Below are 16,307 nucleotides of genomic sequence, written 5' to 3'. Positions count from 1 at the left end.
GGATGCGGGCCGGGTCCGGGTGCGCACGCTGACGCTGCCGGACACCTACCAGGACCACAACGCACCGGACGCCATGTACGCCGAGGCCGGCCTCGACGCCGCCGGCATCCTCAAGACCGTCAAGAACGCCCTGCCCGAGCGGAAGGCGCGTGGCGCCAAGCTCGTCAGCGTCGTCCAGAAGTAGCGTCGTCCCGCACCCCGCGGAGCCCTCGGCTCCGCGGGGTCGAACGGAGGCCTACTTGATCACCGCGCAGGCGATGCGGGCGCCGGCCCCGCCGATGGGCTGGGTGGTGTGATCGTCCTCGTTGGCGTGGATGATCAGGGCCGAGCCGTCGCCGTCCTTGAGGGCACCCTCGCCGGTCAGCGGTGTCTCGCTCGACACCTCCGCGTTCACCGATCCGTCGGCATTGGCGAAGACGTTCGGCAGGTCGCCCTCGTCCGGACCCTCGGGATTGAGCAGGCCGTGCTTGCTCTGGTCGTGGTTCACGTGAGCTTTCGACTTCTCGAACTTCGCGGTGTCCGAGCAATCGCCCACGGCATGGAAGTGGATGCCGTGCCAGCCGGGGGGCAGGCCGCCGGGCTGGATCGTCACGCGCATGACCAGGGAGCTGGCGCCGTCGCGGATCATGATCTTGCCGATGGGCTCGCCCTTCCCGTTCTGGATCGGGCTCTCGAAGGTCTGCGGGGCCGCAGGGGGCGCTGCCTCCGCGGGCGCCGCCGGGGCGGCGGGCTGCGCGAGGGCCGCCTGGGCGGCGAAGGCCGTGCTGGCCGCGAGGGCAAGGACCGACGGAAGTCGTCTCATGAAATGGCTCTCCTCTCCATGCCGGGTACGCCGGTGGAGCGTCAACGAAGATGGTCGCGGGGGGCTCCACGGCAATGCCGGGTTGCCCGACCTTTCCCATGCCTGGAGCGGCGAGGCCAGATGCCGGGCCCTCGCGGACAGCTGTGTCCTGCGGCACCCAGGTGGTTGCCGTACGTGGACGAACTCTTAAGGTTTCGCTAAGTTTCCCGTGACGGGGCCAATGTCGGCGTCCGATCCGCCAAGTTTCCGCCGGTGGACGGTCCGCAGATCTTGGCGCGGCATGAACATCGATTGCAGCGTAAGACTCGTTGGGAGATTCCCATGACGTTCGCAGCCCTCCGCCGCCTCGGGTTCCTCGCTCTGATGCTGGGATTTCTGCCCGTCCTGGCGCATGCGCAGACGCCACCGTCCTCCGCTTCCGGGCGGACCTGGACCGACCCGCCGCCCCGGGGGACCGACGAGGCCAAGGCTCCGTTGGCCAAGGCTTCGCTGGCCAAATCCTCGCAGACCAAGGCTCCGGTCACCAAGCCCGAGGCGCCCGAGCAGGCGGCCGCGGCGCCTGCCGAGGCGCGGCGCCCGACGCACGCGGCGGTCCGGACGCCGAAAAGCGCGCGTGGGAATACCCAAGCACGCGTGCGGGTCGCGCGCCCAACGGCATCCCCGGCGCGTCGTCCTGCCGTCCGGACGGTGGCGCGCGCCCAAGACCGCCAGGACCCCGCCGTCCGGCGCGTCACGACGCGCCCGCCGGTGATGCGCTACAGCTACGGCGTCGTCCCGGAATCGACTGGCCCGTTCGGGTACGAGGACGACCGGGCCCGCCGGATCCGCCAGGCCCAGGAGGCCGGGTACCTCGTGGTGCGGTCCCGCAGCGTCGAGTTCCCCGACGGCCGGCGCCTACGCACCTATCGCCCCTACGAGGAGGAGGGCGACGACTAGGATGCGACCGGTTCCGCATAGGAAAACCCCGCCGGGGGACCGACGGGGTTGGGGTGAGCGCGCGATGGGACGTCTGCGGATCAGCGCAGGCGGCCGGGCCGGGCCGGCTCGAACACGATGCGGCGGTGGAACGCGCACCAGCTCTTGCCGTCCGGCGCCGGGGCGCCGCAGCAGACGGCGCGGTCGTTGGGCTCGCCGATGATGAATTTGCACACGAAGGCACCGGACTGCGCGAACGGCACCCGCAACTCGGCGGAGGGTTCGGCGATGGCATCGGCCTCGCCGACCTGTGACATGCGGACAAGCTGGTTCATGGATCGAATGACTCGCGGACTGGCTTTCGCGGGCGGGGCCCTGCGGCGTGTGACGGATCGGGAGCGTGTCGCCTTCGGGAGGGCCTCTCCCCTGCATGGACACAGCGGGCGACCCGCGGACATGAATGGGAAGAATCGCGGACCTTGCGCAGGTCGGAAGCGCGGCCAGACCGGACACGACAGCGTCATGATGCTGTTATATCTGGGGTTTGCCCCTCGGCAAACAAGTGCTGATGCATGTGTGTGTTGCAGCGCACAGGTTTCGGGCCGCTTTCTTGAGCCGCTGCGGGCCGGGCCGGCAGCCGTTACGAACCAAGAATGGGTTTCATCCCGGCCGCTGCCAGGAGGCCACCGGCTGTCATCGTCCTGAGACGGAACCGTCATAGAGCCCGGGACGCGCGGGGATCCTGCCGGGATCGACCCGCAGCGGCGATCGCCCAGCCGGGAGACCCGAATCATGGCCGATGCGATCGCCCCCGGACTCCGCCCGGTGCCGCAGGCGGAACCGGGCCGCCGCCCGGGCCCGAACCTCGACGGCCGCATCCCCGTCTCGGGCCTCCTGGCCTTCGCCCTCGTCCTCCTCGGCGGCCTCGCCTATGCTGGCTACAGCCTGATCCACGACATGAACGCGGTCGGCGAGACGCCGCTCGCGCTGGGGGCCTTCGCCCTCCTCGCCCTGGCCCTCCTGATCGCCCTGGCCTTCGAGTTCGTGAACGGCTTCCACGACACCGCCAACGCGGTGGCGACGGTGATCTACACCCACGCACTCCCGCCGGTGGTGGCGGTGATCTGGTCCGGCGCCTTCAACTTCCTGGGCGTCATGCTGTCCTCCGGCGCGGTGGCCTACGCCATCGTCACCCTGCTGCCGGTGGAGCTTATCCTGCAGGTCGGCTCGTCCGCCGGCTACGCGATGATCTTCGCGTTGCTGATCGCCGCGATTCTGTGGAACCTCGGCACCTGGGCGCTCGGCCTGCCGAACTCCTCCTCCCACGCCCTGATCGGTTCGGTGATCGGCGTCGGCCTCGCCAACCAGTTGATGGCGCCCGAGGGCCAGGGCACCTCCGGGGTCGAGTGGGGACAGGCCGTGACGGTGCTGGAGGGGCTGCTGTTCTCACCCGTCCTCGGCTTCGTCCTGGCGGCCCTGCTGCTCGTGGCCATGAAGGCGGTGGTCCGGCGCCGGGACCTCTACGAGGCCCCCGCAGGCGAGGCCCCGCCCCCGCTCTGGATCCGCGGCCTCCTCATCCTCACGTGCACCCTGGTGTCGTTCTTCCACGGCGGCAACGACGGCCAGAAGGGCATGGGCCTGATCATGCTGATCCTGATCGGCGCGGCCCCCACCGCCTACGCCCTCAACCGCACCATGTCGGACGACATGACGCCGGTCTTCGTGCAGCAGTCGCGGGACGCCCGCACGGTGTTCGCCGCCCGGGCCGCGGGTGCGGCCCGTCCCGATGCGGCGGCCGCCCGGGCCCAGGTCGGCGAGGCCCTGCGGACGAAGGCGCTGAACACCCCCGCCGTCTATGCGGCGCTGGCCGCCCTCTCGGACGACATCGCCGCCTCGGTGCAGCGCCACGGCGCGATCCGCCAGGTGCCGGCCGCCGCCACCCCGAACCTGCGCAACGACATGTACCTCGCCGCCGACGCGGTGCGGCTGCTGCCGGCCGCCGGCGCCAGCTTCCCGGAGGCCGAGGGCAAGGTACTCAAGGCCTACGAGGGCCTGCTCAACGACGGCACCCGCTACATCCCCACCTGGGTGAAGGTCTGCGTCGCCCTGGCGCTCGGCCTCGGCACCCTGGTCGGCTGGAAGCGCATCGTCGTCACGGTGGGCGAGCGCATCGGCAAGACCCACCTCACCTACGCCCAGGGCGCCTCGGCCGAGATGGTGGCCGCCGGCACCATCGGGCTGGCCGAGCTCTACGGATTGCCCGTCTCCACCACCCACATCCTGTCGAGCGGCGTCGCCGGCACCATGGCGGCCAACGGCTCGGGCCTGCAGGTCGCCACCGTGCGCAACATGGCGCTTGCCTGGGTGCTGACCCTGCCGGCGGCCATCACCCTGGCGGGCGGGCTGTTCGTCATCCTGCGGCACGTGTTCTGACGACGAGGGCGCATCGCGTCCCACCCCCCTGTTCCCAGGGGTCGATCCAGCCCGACGCGGCCCCCCGTGGATAGGGTGATCGCAGGGGAGGACGCGCCGCCATTCCGGGGCGCCGCAGGCGAGCCCGGACCCGAAGGGGCAGCGGCGTGCGATCCAGGGTCGCCGCCCGTCGATGGTCCTGCACACCTGTGTGTCTGGATCCGGAGCGGCGCGGCCCCGGGATGACGGGGGGTGCAAGCGGGTTTCCGGCACGACGAACCCCCGCCGGGACAATCGCCGACGGAGCCCCCGGGAGCGATGACGGACCCCAACGGCCTCCGGGGCGGCGGGCCTATGGGGGCGGCCCCCTGCTTTCTTGAGGTCGCGCGGCGCTGCGTGTAGGTCGGGGACAGGCTCGACCCGGTTCGGACGGCCGCCAGGGACCCCATGCGCGTCTTCCTCACCGGCACGGCCGGCTTCATCGGCGACCCGTTCGCACGGCGCCTCCGCGACGCGGATCACGCGGTCGCGGGCTTGGCTGGCCTCCGCGACGATGACGACGTCGCCCTGGCGCGGGCGCGCCGCGCCGGCCGCGTCGGCGCACCCGGCGCGATCGCGGCGCTGCGGAGGCCTGCAGGGCGTCACCGTCTGTTCGCCTCCACCGGCCTGTTCGCCTCCACCGGCCCGGCCCAGGGTGGCCCAGCGCCCGGCCGGTCCCGCGAGACCGCCTCCGTCGTGAGGCCGCGGACCCGCGCCGCCGCCTCTGGCGGGGCCTGAATGCCCTCACCCGTCCCTCCGCATCCGCTCCGGCCGGCTGCGCCGCGATGCCTTCACAACCCACGAGCCCGATGACCCCCAGACCCCTCCTACCGCGGCACCGCCCCCGCTCCGGTCCGGCCCGCAGCCTGCCGGGGCGCCGGCCATGATGGCCCTGCGCTCCACCGCCCTGGCGGCGGCCGGACTCCTCGCCTTCCTGCTGTTCTGGGAAGCGATGCCGCGCCTCGGCCTGATCAACCCGGCCTTCCTGCCGCCGCCGAGCACGATCCCGGCCGCCTTCCTCAACGAGGTGCGCCTCGGCGTCTGGCGTGAGGCGGTGCTGTCGAGCTTGAGCCACTACGTGACCGGCCTCGCCGTCGGCGCGGGGGCGGGTATCGCCCTCGGCCTCCTCAGCGGCATGTTCCGCTGGTTCGAAGCCGCCACCGCCTGGATCGTGCGCCTGCTGCGTCCGATTCCCGGGCTGGCCTGGGTGCCGTTCGCCATCATCTGGTTCGGCGTCCAGCCGGAGGCCGCCGTCTTCATCATCGCCATCGGCGTGTTCTGGATCGTCTTCTTCGCGACGCAGGGGGCGGTGCGCGGCGTCGACCGCGACCTCGTCGAGGTGGCGCAGGCCTTCGGCTTCGGCTCGCCCTGGTCCCGGCTCACCAAGATCCTGCTCCCGGCCGCGACACCGGGCATCCTCGTCGGCCTGCGCACGGCGCTGGGCCAGGCCTGGATGGCGGTGGTGGCCGCCGAGATCTTCGGCGTGCCCGGCGTCGGCGCCCGGATGATGCAGGCCTCCAGCCTGCTCTCCACCGACATCGTCGTCGTCTATATGCTCACCATGGCCGCCCTCTACGGCCTGTTCGACACGGCCTTCGTCGCCCTCCAGGGGTGGCTCCTACGGTGGCGCGCCTGAGATGCCCGAATCGATCACGCCTGAGCCGATCATTTCCATCGCGGGCCTGAGCCTCGCCTACGCGCGCGCCGGCACCCGGACCGTCATCCTGGAGGACCTCGACCTCGACGTGGCCCGCGGCGAGTTCCTCGTCATCGTCGGCGAATCCGGGGTCGGCAAGTCCACCGTCCTGCGCGTGCTGATCGGCCTGGCCAAGCCGAGCTCGGGCACCGTGCGCCTCCGCGCCCGCCCCGACTGCCGCACGCCGATGGCCCTGGTCTTCCAGGATGCGCGGCTGCTGCCCTGGCGGCGGGTCGTCGCCAACGTCGCCTTCGGGCTCGAGGGCAGCGGCCTGTCCAAGGCCGAGCGCCTGGCCAAGGCGCAGGCGATGCTCGACCTCGTGGGCCTCGGCGACCTCGGCCAGCGCTGGCCGCACCAGCTCTCCGGCGGCCAGCGCCAGCGCGTCGCCATCGCCCGGGCGCTGGCCGTCGACCCGGACGTGCTCCTCATGGACGAGCCGTTCTCGGCGCTCGACAGCTTCACCCGCGAGGGCCTTCAGGATGAATTGCAGCGCATCCAGGCGGCGACGGGCAAGACCATCCTGTTCGTGACCCACGACATCGACGAGGCCGTGACCCTTGCCGACCGGGTCGTCGTGCTCGCCGGCAGCCCCGGCCGGCTGGCGGCCGAGATGCCCGTGACGGTGCCCCGGCCCCGCCGCCGCCGCGACGCCGCCCTGCAGGAGGCCGCCCGGCAATTGCGGATGGAGCTGTCGAACCGCTCGGCGGAGCTCTGAGGCGAAGGGTTACGGCAAGGAGCCTGGAAAGAAGCCCCGGGGCGGGATGCGAAAAGGGTCGCGGGCCCGGCCGTTGCCATCGCTCGCCCGGCGCTCTACCCCCCTGGGAGACACCCGTTCGCTTCGAGGACCAGGCCGATGCGCCGCCGCACCCGCTCGCTGATCGGCACGATCGTGATGCTGGCCTTCATCATCATCTACGCGCCGCTGGCCATGGCGCTGGCCGACAGCCGGATCTCCGAGACCCCGGCGGCCGTGCAGGCGGTGCTTTACGCCCTGCTGGGCATCGCCTGGATCTTCCCGCTGATGCCGCTCATCAGCTGGATGGGCAAGAACGACGCCGGGGATCGGGGCTGAGGGTGCTGGAACCGGGGAGAACCTCCGGACCGGCAAGAAAACGGCGGCCGGCGTCGGGTTTTCGCCGCACTCGGGCGCCAGACACGCGCCGTGTCATTCGTTAAAAGGCCGTCGTCCCGCTCAATGCCACGCCTGTGCACGCCCTCGCTTCTGCTCGGCCTCGCGATCCTGTCGGCCCTCCCCCTCCTGGCGGTGCGTCCCGCGCAGGCGCAGGGGGCGCCCCGCTCGGTCTCCGACTGCGAGCGCCTGAAGAACGACCTCGCCTACAACCAGTGCCTCGCCCTGTTCGGCCCGGCCGCCAGGAACGTCGCCGGCGGCGTCTCCGCCGGCGCCGCCTCGGCCGAGGTCGCCAACGCGCTGGCGGCGATCCCCCAGAGCATCGCCGCGAGCGCCGCGGCGACGGGGGCGGCGATCGCCTCCATCGGCCATCGCACGCGGCGCGGCCGCCATGCCCGCCACGGCCGCCAGAGCGTCAGCTTCGCCATCGCGGGCGGCGAGAGCCGCGCCTCTCGCCGACACCGCCGCCGGCGCTGAGGGCTTCAAGCGACGTTGAGCCGGCGGCCCCTGTTCCAGGCCAGGAACGGCACCCCCGAGAGCAGGGCCGAGAGCGCGGCCTCCGTCTGGTGGTGGCCGTTCACCGAGACCCGCGGCAGCGCGTGCAGGTGGTCCGCATGGGCGGCGAAGAGGTGGCCCGGCCGGGTCGTGACCGCCGTGGCGAAGCCGAGGTCCCGGGCGAGGGCGAAGTCGCGCGGGCCGGCTGAGGTCGGATCGCCCACCGGGTAGGACAGGTGCGTGACCGGGCGGCCGAGTTCGGCCGCGATCCGCGCCCGCCCCTCCGCGATCTCCCGGCGTGCGACGGCCTCGCCGTGCTTGGCCAGCATCGGGTGGCTGATCGTGTGGGCGCCGAAGGTGACGAGGGGGTCGCGGCCGAGATCCCGCAGCTCGGACCAGGACAGGCAGAGCCCGCCGGCCATGCGCCCCGGCGCCAGGCCGGCCTCGGCGCAGAGGGCGGCGATACCCGCAAGGAGCCGCGCCTCCGGGCCCGATCGCAGCCGCCGATAGACGGCCGCGAAGGCGGCGGATTTCTCGTGGGCGTCGCGGGCCGGCAGGTCGAGGCCCGCCTCCGGCACCCGGACCCGATCCAGGCGGCGGATCGCCTCTTCCAGTTCGAGCCACCACAGGCGCCCCTGTCCGCTCGCGAAGTCGCTGGTGACGAACAGCGTCCAGGGCGCCCCGTGCCGCCGCAGGATCGGGGCCGCGTGTTCGGCATTGTCGCGATAGCCGTCGTCGAAGGTGAGCACGACGAAGGGGCGCCCGCCCGCGGCGAGGCGCTCCGGAAGGGCGTCGAGGCCAAGGATCTCGAAGCCGCGCCGGCGCACCAGCGCCAGGGTACGGTCGAGGAAATCCGGGGTGATGGCCAGGAGCCCGTTGGGGTCGTAGGGCCCCGGACGCCCGGGGCGGACGTGGTGGAAGGTCAGGATCAGCCCGCGCCCGCGCGCCACCGGCCCGAGCCAGAGGTCCGCCCGGCTCGCCGCGATGGCCCGGAAGCCGGCGGCGAACAGGCGGTGGCGTCGGCTCAAGGGGGGCGCCGGGGCGGCAGGGGGCTGCGTCGCGGACGTCTGGGTCGCGGGGGTCTCAGGAGCGGACATGGTGAATCCGTTTCGGCCTCGCCCCAGGGGACCACACCAACCGGCAAGGTTTCGTTACCCACGCGCGCAGACAGCGGGAGCGTGGCGCCCCGGCGTCACCGCCGGGTTAAGGGCTGTGGGGCCAGGGTCGGCCCAGACGTCCGGCGGATCCCGATCCGCCGGTCACCCAGGATGATGGCAAGGATGATGGCATGGCCGTTCTCGCCCATGAACTGACCGGAGCCGGAGCGATGCGGGCACGGGTGCGGCCCCGCCTCGCCGCGGAGGTCTTCCACGATCTGGCCGCCGCCGAGGCCCTGTGGCGCGCCCTGGAGGCCGATCCGGCCGTGCTGGCCACGCCCTACCAGCGCTTCGACTGGGTCGCGGCCTTCGCCCGGACCGCGCCGGGCGCGGACCTGCGGATCGTGGTCCTGCGCGATGCGGCCGGGCGTCCCCGCGTGCTCCTCCCCCTCGTGGTCGCCCGCGAGGGCGGGGCGACCGTGGCCCGGGTGGTGGGCGCGAAGCACGCCAACTACCACATGCCGCTCTTCGCCTCGCGCGAGGCGGCGGCGATGCCCCCGGAGGACCTCGCCGAGGCCCTGCACCGGCTCGGCCGGGAGGCCGGGATCGACGTCTTCGCCCTCTCGCACCAGCCCCGCTTCTGGGACGGCGCGGCCAATCCCCTGCATCACCGGGCCGAGCCGGCCCCGAGCGACGGCTACGGGCTGATCCTCGGCCCCGATCCGGACGCGACGCTGAAGCGCGTCTTCAGCAGCGACGCCCGCAAGAAGCTCCGCGCCAAGGAGCGCAAGCTGGTGGAGGCCTTCGGGCCCGTGGCCTGCCGGCGCGCAGAGACCCCCGAGGAGACCGAGGCCTTTCTCGCCGCGTTCTACGCCCAGAAGGCCGCGCGCTTCGCCGCCATGGGTCTCGCCGACCCTTATGCCGATCCGGCGGTGCGCGACTTCCTCGCCCGGGCGGCCTCCCCGGCGGGCGGGTCGGTCCTCGAGGTGACGGCCCTCGTCGCCACCGAGACCGGCCGCATCTTCGCGGTCTTCGCCGGGGCGGTCGACGCCCAGCGCTACAGCGGCATGTTCACCGCCTTCGACGCCGACCCGGCCGTGAGCCGGTCGAGCCCCGGCGACATCCTGCTGCACCACCTCATCGGCGACCAGACGGCCCGGGGCCGCCGGACCTTCGACCTCGGCGTGGGCGAGGCCCGCTACAAGAGCAGCATCTGCGACGAGACCATCGAACTGGGCGAGGTCGCCCTGCCGGTGACCCTGCGCGGCCAGGCCTTCGCCCTCCGGACCGTCGCGGCCGCCCGCCTCAAGCGGCGCATCAAGCGCGACCCGCGCCTGATGGCCCTGGTGACGCGCCTGCGCCGGCGCCGGGCGGCGGCGGAGTAGCGGGGTCCCGCCGGACGCGCGGCACCGCCCCTCGCGGATGCGGGGGGCGGTGCCGGCGGGACGGACGCCCGGGTGGGCCGGCTCAGGCGGCCGAGAGGCGCAGGGGCATCGCCTCGTCGGCGAAGGCGGGCGCCTCGGGGGCCAGGGCCGCGGCGGCGTGGTCCTGGGCCACCAGGATCTGGGCGGCGCCGGAGGCCTCGGCCAGGGCGTAGAGGTCGAGGAGGTCGGCATCCTCGGGGTCGCGGTCCGAGGCGACGATCGCCGTATCCATGAGGCTGCCCGCCACCGCCAAGATGTCGCGGGCGGTGCGGGCCTGCGGCGTGCCGAGGCGGCACACCACCCAGTCATAGGCCTGGGCCAGGGCGTCGAGGGTGATCGCCAGGGCCTGCGGCTCCTCGGCCAGGATGGCCGCGTCCACGAAGCCCCGCGGGATCGCATGCAGGCGCGAGCCGGGGATCGACTGGATCACGTCGAGGAAGGCGGCCTCGCCCGCCACCAGGTCGGTGAGGCCCACCTCGTCCGCACCGCAGGCGGGGCCGTTGAGATCGAGCACCACGACGCTCGCGGCGCCGGCCGCGAGGCTGCTGCCGAGGCTGACGGCAAGGCCCGCCTCCAGCCGCCTGGCCGGCACGGCCTCGATCACCAGGACCGCGCGGCCCGCGCCGGACCGGGCCGGGCCCGCGCCGGTGCGCAGGCGGGCGATGAGCGGGTCGAGGGCGTAGGCGCCCGCGTCGGCGGGGGCCGGGACGGAGGTCCGGGCGGAGGTCGCGGCGGCCTCGGCCGCTTCGGTCCGTGCCGGGGCGAGGGTCGGCCGGGCAGGCGCCGCCTCGGCCGTCGGGGCCGCGCCTTCGGCCACCGGCGGGGCCGCCCCGGAGCCGCCGGCCTGTGCCGTGGCGGCGGCTCCCGGCCGCGCGAGGGCGAGGGAGGCTTCGGGGAAGGCGAAGGGCTGGCGGCCATAGGCGGGGCGCTCGGCCTCCCCCTCGGAGTCCGCCTCGTGCCGCCGGCGGCGGCCCGGGCCGTCGGGGTCGCCGAGGAGGTGGTGGGCGATCACGCCGCCCATGGAGAACAGCAGGCCGAGCACCGCCGCCAGGAGGACGATCGGCAGCTTCTTGGGGAAGGACGGCGTCTCCGGCGTGATGGCGCGCGAGACCACGCGGGCATCGGCCGGGGCCGCGCTCTCGGCGTCGCGGGCCGAGGCCTCGCGGTAGCGGGCGAGGTAGGATTCGAGCTGCTCGCGCTGGGCCTTGGCCTCGCGCTCCAGGGCCCGCAGCTGGACCTCGCTGGAATTGCCCTTCGAGACCACGTCGCGCTGGGCGTCGACGGCGGCGTTCAGGCTCTCGACCCGGGCCTCGGCGATGCGGGCATCGTTCTCCAGGGTGCGGACCACGCGCTCGGCCGTGGCCTTGATCTGGGCGTCGAGGTCGGAGATCTGCGCGGTCAGTTCCTTGATGCGCGGGTGGGCGGACAGGAGGGTCCGGGATTCCAGGGCGAGCTGGTTGCGCAGGGTGATACGCTGCTCGACGGTGCGCCGGATGATCTCGTTGTTGGCGACATCCGGGATCTCGAAGGCGCGGCCGTCCTTGATCATCTCCTTGATCAGCTTGGCGCGGCCGGCGAGGTCGGCCTTGGCGGTGCGGGCCTGGGAGAGCTGGGTCGAGAGCTCGCCGAGCTGCTGGGCGCCGAGGGGCTGGCCGCCGGCCCCCCCGGTGGCGATCAGGCCATGGCTCGCGCGATAGGTCTCGACCTTGGCCTCGGCCTCGGCCACGCGGGTGCGCAGGGTCTCGATGTTGCCGCCGAGCCAGGTCGAGGCGTAGCGGGCGGTGTCGGTCTTGGCCGCGTCGAGGGAGGCGATGTAGAGCTCGGCGATGGTGTTGGCCGCCTGGGCCGCGAGGTGCGGGTCCTTCGAGCGGAACTCCACCGTGAGGATGCGCGACTTGCCGGCCGGGTAGACGGTCAGGCGGTCGAAGTAGGTCTCCAGCATCCGCTCCTCGGGCGGACGCTCCATCGGGTTCTTGGCCAGCCCGATCATCATCAGGGCGCGCTGGAGCGGGCCGAAGCCGGCGACGCCGGGGTCGAACTCCGCGTTGCCGGCGAGCGACAGCCGGCGGATCGCCTCGCGGGCGAGATCGCGCGACATCACCACCTGCACCTGGCTCGCCACCGCCTGCTCGTCGATGGGCTGGGGCTGCTCGCCGCGCTCCTGGGCGGTGCGGGTGTAGGGCGTGTCGCGGCTCTCCAGCAGGATCTTCGCCTCGCCGGTGTAGCGCGGCGAGACCACCTGCACGAAGGCGATGGCGCCGATGGTGGCCAGGGCGGTCGGGATGACGATCCAGCGCCAGGACCGGCGCAGAACGCCTGCGAGCTGCGACAGCCCCAGGCCCTCGCTTCCGGCGGGGGACGCATCGCGCGTGGGCTCGAACAGCGAAGAGCGGGGCATGGCTCGATCTTTACGCAAGGCAAGGGCGTCGACCGCGGAGCGGCCGGCTTTCCACGACTAGACCGGTTTAAGGTTGACCGGACGTTAAGAACCGCGCGTTTCCTGCACCCCGAAGCGGGACGTCAGTGTTCGTTAACCATATCGGCTTAGGGCTGGGTTCGAATTCTCCTCACGACGGCAGTAGTGATGAACCGGCGATCACTCCTCTTAGCTCTCACGTCGAGCCTGGCGCTCGGCGGCTGCCTGCGCCCGGATTTCCGGACCGATCAGCTCGACGCGACGGGCACCGGCTCCATCGGTGCCCGCTACACCCTCTCCGCCGGGGACCGCCTCCGGGTCATCGTCTTCGGCCAGGACAACCTCTCGAACATCTACGCGGTCGACGGGGCCGGCAACATCGCCATGCCCCTCATCGGTCTCGTGAAGGTCGGCGGCCAGCCCACCAGCCAGGCGGCGCGGACCATCGAGGCCAAGCTCTCGGCCGGGTTCGTCCGCGAGCCCCACGTCACCGTGGAGGTGGACGCCTACCGGCCGTTCTACATCCTCGGCGAAGTCACGACCTCGGGTCAGTATCCCTACGTCAACGGCATGGCCGTGGAGACCGCGGTGGCGATCGCCGCCGGCTTCGGGCCCCGCGCCGCCCGCGACTACGCGGTTCTCACCCGCGAGGGCCGGGACGGCCTCGTCTCCGGCATCGTGCCGATGACTTACCCGGTGCGCCCCGGTGACACCATCGTGATCAAGGAGCGCTTCTTCTAGGAGCCCCTCGTCCCGGCCGCGGCCGGATGCGGACGATGCCCTCGCGGCGGTTAGGACTCGCCTAACTGAACCGAGAACTATTCCGCTGGTCCGGGCCTTCGCCCGACGCGGCGCGGGTCCCGCCTTAACGGTCCACGCACCGGTCGTGCGCCAAGGTCTCGCGACGGACGAGCGGCCCGGCCGCTCGCGCTACGGTGCGTGGAGCAGCTGTCGTGAACGCGTTCCCCCTCGGTTCGACCGGTGCCAGCGACCCGGGCGCGGCGCTCAGCGCCGCCTCGGGCGGCCTCCCCGCCCAGCGCATCCTGCACGTGTTCCGCGCGCCCGTGGGCGGCCTGTTCCGCCACGTGGTCGATCTCGCCCGCCTGCAGGCCTCGGCGGGCCATCAGGTCGGCATCGTCTGCGACGCCTCCACCGGCGGCGAGCGCGCCGCCCAGGCCCTGGCCGAGCTCGCGCCCAGCCTCGCCCTCGGCATCACCCGCCTGCCGATGCGGCGCAACCCGCATCCCTCCGACCTCGCGGCGCTCCGCACCATCGCCCGGCGCGCCGCGGCGGTGGGGGCCACCGTCCTGCACGGGCACGGGGCCAAGGGCGGCGTCTACGCCCGCTTGGCCGTGGTGCCCGGCCCCGCGCCGATCCGCGCCTACACGCCCCACGGGGGCAGCTACAATTACAAGCCCGGCACCCTGCGCCATCGGTTCTACATGGGCCTCGAGCGCCTGATGGGCCTGCGCACCGACGTGTTCCTGTTCGAGAGCGAGTACGTCGCCGGGCGGCACCGGGCCCATGCGGGGGACCCGCGCCGCATCACCCGCATCGTCCACAACGGGATCAGCGAGGCCGAATTCGCCCCGATCGTGCCGGCCGCGGACCGGGTCGACCTCGTCTATATCGGCGAGTTGCGCGACGCCAAGGGCGTGCCCTTCCTCCTCGACGCCCTCCTGCGCCTACGCGCCGCGGGCCGTCCCCTGCGGCTGCTGATGGTGGGCTCCGGCCCCGATTCCGCCATCCTGTCCGACCGCGTGGTGGCGATGGGCCTCGGCGAGGCGGTGTCCTTCGAGCCGCCGCAGGCGATCCGCCCGGTGCTGGCCCGGGGGCGGCTCATGGTGGTGCCCTCGCTCGCCGAATCCCTCCCCTACGTGGTGCTGGAGGCGGCCGCCGCCTGCCAGCCCCTCGTCGCCACCAATGTCGGGGGCATCCCGGAAATCTTCGGGGCCGCGGCCTCCGACCTTGTGCCGCCCCGCGACGGGCAGGCCCTGGCCCAGGCCATCGCGCGGGTCCTCGACGAGGATCCCGAGGCCTCCCGGCAGCGCTTCGAGACCCTGGCGGCCTCGGTTCGGGCCCGCTTCTCCATGACCCGCATGGGTTCCGACGTGCTCTCCGGCTACGCCGCGGCCCTGCGCGCCCGGATGCCCGGTGCGGGCCACGCCGTCGCGCCCACGGCCCCGTGACGCCCGCCCTTCCGTCCCGATCCGACCCGCAACCCCGCTCCCCGTTTCCAAGACGCGTGCCCGAGCCCGGAAGTCAGCCATGAGCGCCTTCGATGTCCGTGACCTGCTGGATGCCGCGGGCCGCTTCGGACCCCAGTCCGAGGGGGGGGCGGCCACGGCGCTGCCGCCCGCCGAGGCGCGGATGCGCCCGGCCGCCCCGAAGCTGCTGTCGCCGGTGGTGCTGGCCGGCTGCGTCCGGATCGCGGAGTTCGCCCTCGTGGCGATTCTCGGGATCGTGATCCAGCGCCTGCAGCTCGCCGGGATCGTGCCGCTGTCGCCCCGCTACCTCGCCGCCACCCTCGGCCTCGCCGCCCTGGCCGTCTGCCTGCTCCAGGCCGTGGGGGCCTACCGGATGGCCGCCTTCCGCACCCTGCGCGGCTCCGCGCTGCGGCTGGTGGGCGCCTGGTCGCTGGCCTTCCTCCTGGCGGCCACCGCCATGGTGTTCGCCAAGATCGCCGACCACTATTCCCGGGTCTGGATGGCCAGCGTCTTCGTCGCCGGCCTCGCCGCCCTCCTGACCGGCCGCCTCGCCCTGGCGCGGTTCATCACGGCCCGGAAGCAGCGCGGCCATTTCGACCGCCGCACCGCCATCGTCGGCGGCGGCCCCGTCGCCGAGGACCTGATCCGCGCCCTCGACGCGGAAGCGGAGTCCGGCGTGCGCATCGTCGGCGTGTTCGACGACCGCGGCGACATGCGCTCCGACACGGTGGTGGCCGGCTACCCGAAGCTCGGCACCGTGAGCGACCTCGTCGCCTATGCCCGCACCACGCGCCTCGACCTGATCATCTTCACGATCCCGATCGCCGCCGAGGACCGCATCCTGCAGATGCTGGCCAAGCTCTGGGTCCTGCCCATCGACATCCGGCTCTCGGCCCAGGCCTCGAAGCTGCGCCTGCGCCCCCGGGCCTATTCCTATCTCGGCGCGGTGCCGGTGCTCGACATCTTCGACAAGCCGATGGCCGACTGGGACATCGTCGCCAAGAGCATCTTCGACCGGGTGGTCGGCTGCGCGATGCTGGTGGTCCTGGCGCCCGTGATGCTGGCGGTCGCCCTGGCGGTGCGCCTCGGTTCGCCCGGGCCGGTGCTGTTCCGGCAGAAGCGCTACGGCTTCAACAACGAGCTGATCGAGGTCTACAAGTTCCGCTCGATGTACGTGAACCAGAGCGATGCCGGCGCGGCCCGGCTGGTCACGCGGGACGACCCGCGCGTGACCCCGGTGGGCCGGTTCATCCGCAAGACCTCGCTCGACGAACTGCCGCAGCTGTTCAACGTCATCAAGGGCGAGCTCTCCCTCGTCGGTCCCCGGCCGCACGCCCTCCAGGCCAAGGCCGCCAACACCCTCTACGACCAGGTGGTGGACGGCTACTTCGCCCGCCACAAGGTCAAGCCCGGCATCACCGGTTGGGCCCAGGTCAACGGCTGGCGCGGCGAGACCGACACCAGCGACAAGATCCAGAAGCGCGTCGAGCACGACCTGCACTACATCGAGAACTGGTCGATCCTGTTCGACGTGAAGATCATGCTGGCGACCCCGGTCTCGCTGTTCCGGACCCGGAACGCGTACTGAATCGACGGGCCCGCCGCCCCCGGAACGCGACAAGGGCCGCCCCCCGGGAGGGGGCGGCCCTTGTGCCGTTCGCGGGATCGAGGCGGC

At 72.9% G+C, this 16,307-nt stretch carries 16 protein-coding genes; 12 read left to right on the top strand and 4 right to left on the bottom strand.

The window, feature by feature from the left end:
• Positions 1–184, top strand: a 184-nt coding sequence (locus tag ASF18_RS23415) for a hypothetical protein (protein ID WP_162239148.1), incomplete at its 5' end; no start/stop codon positions are given.
• A 51-nt stretch (positions 185–235) separates the two neighbouring features.
• Here the strand turns inward: ASF18_RS23415 and ASF18_RS01485 are convergent.
• A complete protein-coding gene (locus ASF18_RS01485) occupies positions 236–802 on the bottom strand; it encodes a superoxide dismutase family protein (protein WP_056220398.1) in 567 nt (188 codons plus the stop codon).
• Between the two features lie 321 nt (positions 803–1,123).
• On the opposite strand from ASF18_RS01485, the gene ASF18_RS01480 reads away from it, so the two are divergent.
• Positions 1,124–1,738: a hypothetical protein gene (locus tag ASF18_RS01480; protein ID WP_056348667.1), complete on the top strand. Its 615-nt coding sequence runs from the start codon at positions 1,124–1,126 to the stop codon at positions 1,736–1,738.
• 80 nt (positions 1,739–1,818) lie between these two features.
• Here the strand turns inward: ASF18_RS01480 and ASF18_RS01475 are convergent, their stop codons facing one another.
• Positions 1,819–2,052, bottom strand: coding sequence for a GcrA family cell cycle regulator (locus tag ASF18_RS01475; RefSeq protein WP_055951417.1), 234 nt, complete (start codon positions 2,050–2,052; stop codon positions 1,819–1,821).
• A 457-nt stretch (positions 2,053–2,509) separates the two neighbouring features.
• On the opposite strand from ASF18_RS01475, the gene ASF18_RS01470 reads away from it, so the two are divergent.
• The 6 genes from ASF18_RS01470 to ASF18_RS01445 all read left to right on the top strand — a co-directional run bounded on the left by ASF18_RS01470 (position 2,510) and on the right by ASF18_RS01445 (position 7,470).
• The gene (locus tag ASF18_RS01470) at positions 2,510–4,150 is read left to right on the top strand and encodes an inorganic phosphate transporter (RefSeq protein WP_056348663.1); all 1,641 of its coding nucleotides are present in this window, start codon (positions 2,510–2,512) and stop codon (positions 4,148–4,150) included.
• A gap of 426 nt (positions 4,151–4,576) precedes the next feature.
• A complete protein-coding gene (locus ASF18_RS01465) occupies positions 4,577–4,906 on the top strand; it encodes a hypothetical protein (RefSeq protein WP_056348660.1) in 330 nt (109 codons plus the stop codon).
• A gap of 145 nt (positions 4,907–5,051) precedes the next feature.
• Positions 5,052–5,804, top strand: a complete 753-nt coding sequence (locus ASF18_RS01460) for an ABC transporter permease (protein ID WP_056348656.1) — start codon at positions 5,052–5,054, stop codon at positions 5,802–5,804.
• A gap of 1 nt (position 5,805) precedes the next feature.
• Entirely contained in the window at positions 5,806–6,579 is a 774-nt protein-coding gene (locus tag ASF18_RS01455) for an ABC transporter ATP-binding protein (protein ID WP_056220383.1), read from the top strand.
• Positions 6,580–6,717: 138 nt separating this feature from the next.
• Positions 6,718–6,936 carry a DUF2842 domain-containing protein gene (locus tag ASF18_RS01450; RefSeq protein WP_056220380.1) on the top strand — a complete coding sequence of 73 codons (219 nt, stop codon included), beginning with the start codon at positions 6,718–6,720 and terminating at the stop codon, positions 6,934–6,936.
• A gap of 123 nt (positions 6,937–7,059) precedes the next feature.
• Complete coding sequence (locus ASF18_RS01445; protein WP_056220377.1) at positions 7,060–7,470, top strand: hypothetical protein; 411 nt, start codon at positions 7,060–7,062, stop codon at positions 7,468–7,470.
• 5 nt (positions 7,471–7,475) lie between these two features.
• On the opposite strand, the gene ASF18_RS01440 is transcribed toward ASF18_RS01445, so the two are convergent.
• Positions 7,476–8,516 carry a polysaccharide deacetylase family protein gene (locus ASF18_RS01440; RefSeq protein WP_056348654.1) on the bottom strand — a complete coding sequence of 347 codons (1,041 nt, stop codon included), beginning with the start codon at positions 8,514–8,516 and terminating at the stop codon, positions 7,476–7,478.
• Between the two features lie 299 nt (positions 8,517–8,815).
• On the opposite strand from ASF18_RS01440, the gene ASF18_RS01435 reads away from it, so the two are divergent.
• Positions 8,816–9,970 carry a GNAT family N-acetyltransferase gene (locus ASF18_RS01435; RefSeq protein WP_244472523.1) on the top strand — a complete coding sequence of 385 codons (1,155 nt, stop codon included), beginning with the start codon at positions 8,816–8,818 and terminating at the stop codon, positions 9,968–9,970.
• Between the two features lie 82 nt (positions 9,971–10,052).
• Here the strand turns inward: ASF18_RS01435 and ASF18_RS01430 are convergent, their stop codons facing one another.
• Entirely contained in the window at positions 10,053–12,407 is a 2,355-nt protein-coding gene (locus ASF18_RS01430; RefSeq protein ID WP_056348651.1) for an exopolysaccharide transport family protein, read from the bottom strand.
• 186 nt (positions 12,408–12,593) lie between these two features.
• On the opposite strand from ASF18_RS01430, the gene ASF18_RS01425 reads away from it, so the two are divergent.
• The 3 genes from ASF18_RS01425 to ASF18_RS01415 all read left to right on the top strand — a co-directional run bounded on the left by ASF18_RS01425 (position 12,594) and on the right by ASF18_RS01415 (position 16,220).
• Positions 12,594–13,166, top strand: coding sequence for a polysaccharide biosynthesis/export family protein (locus ASF18_RS01425; RefSeq protein WP_056220364.1), 573 nt, complete (start codon positions 12,594–12,596; stop codon positions 13,164–13,166).
• 299 nt (positions 13,167–13,465) lie between these two features.
• Positions 13,466–14,614, top strand: a complete 1,149-nt coding sequence (locus tag ASF18_RS01420) for a glycosyltransferase (RefSeq protein ID WP_244472522.1) — start codon at positions 13,466–13,468, stop codon at positions 14,612–14,614.
• Positions 14,615–14,693: 79 nt separating this feature from the next.
• Complete coding sequence (locus tag ASF18_RS01415) at positions 14,694–16,220, top strand: undecaprenyl-phosphate glucose phosphotransferase (protein WP_056220358.1); 1,527 nt, start codon at positions 14,694–14,696, stop codon at positions 16,218–16,220.
• The last annotated feature ends 87 nt before the right edge of the window (positions 16,221–16,307 follow it).

Origin of the sequence: Methylobacterium sp. Leaf89 (genome assembly GCF_001422215.1) — a bacterium.
Classification (GTDB): Bacteria; Pseudomonadota; Alphaproteobacteria; order Rhizobiales; family Beijerinckiaceae; genus Methylobacterium.
The sequence above is the reverse complement of the archived record's forward strand: the minus strand, read 5'-3'. Positions and strand labels throughout refer to the sequence as shown.